At 33.9% G+C, this 957-nt stretch carries 1 protein-coding gene; it reads right to left on the bottom strand.

All coding sequences use genetic code 11. The annotated features are described in order from the left end of the window. The coding region (locus tag ACYVRH_RS13380) for a hypothetical protein (protein WP_461257390.1) at positions 1-889 on the bottom strand (889 nt) is incomplete at its 3' end. Positions 890-957 lie beyond the last annotated feature (68 nt).

The raw sequence follows: 957 nt of genomic DNA, 5'->3' as shown, positions 1-957 counted from the left end.
TAAGAAGTTTTTCATTCTTTTTAAATTCTTCAAATTCTTTTTCATATGTATCTTTATAATAATGTGGGATATTATATCTTCTTTCAAATTCCACAAATGTATTCCCCTCGCATTTAATACTTCTTTGCTTGTATTTTACATAAGCTAACCAAGCTCTTCGTTCATTTATCTCATCTACTGTAGCTTTTGTTTTTGATAAAAAGAGAGGTATTCCTTTGTAGTCATTCTGATAATCATCTCCGGTTAATACATTAAAATTCATAACACCTTTAGGATCAAATTTTTCAAGAGAATCATCGTTATTAAAAAGAGAATCGTCATTACTGAAAAGAGAAACATCATACATATCTTTTTCTATAAAATCAGTAAAAGCAAATTTTTCGAATACACTACCGAACCAATCGTTTTCTTTTATGATACGCTCTACCATTAAATCACTTGCCATTGTTGCAACATCAATATTGAAAGATTTTGATTGGTTGGTATAAATTTTCCCTGACGCATCTATTTCCCCGGCAGTATACCCGTCTATGTACGCTTCATACCCAAGCATTACTCCTAAAAGAAATTGATCTTCTTTACCCATGCCTTCTTTGTAGCCTGTTATATTTATCACTCTTTTTCCGTCCTCATTAATAGTGGTTTCCGTGTCATATTCTCCTTCGGCATTGGTATTGATTAATGTATTGCCATTAAGTATATCCCAAAACTGCTCTTTTTGTACACTGTCCCCGTAGCCGTATTGGACGCGTAATGCTGTTAATGCGCCAAAATTATTATTCTTCCCAGCATTGGTTATTTTTGAATTTACATCCAATGTTTGAAGGCCTTTGAAAGCACTTGCTAAATTATCAATACTGATGTTTGCACCGCCGGTTCCAATGTTCATGTTTACGCCGTCACGTCCAAAGTGAAGTTCAAGAAGACCGCTATTGTAATTTTTTCCGGGTATTAAGC

The organism is Treponema sp. R80B11-R83G3, from assembly GCF_054786115.1.
This window is presented reverse-complemented; position numbering and strand designations above follow the sequence as displayed.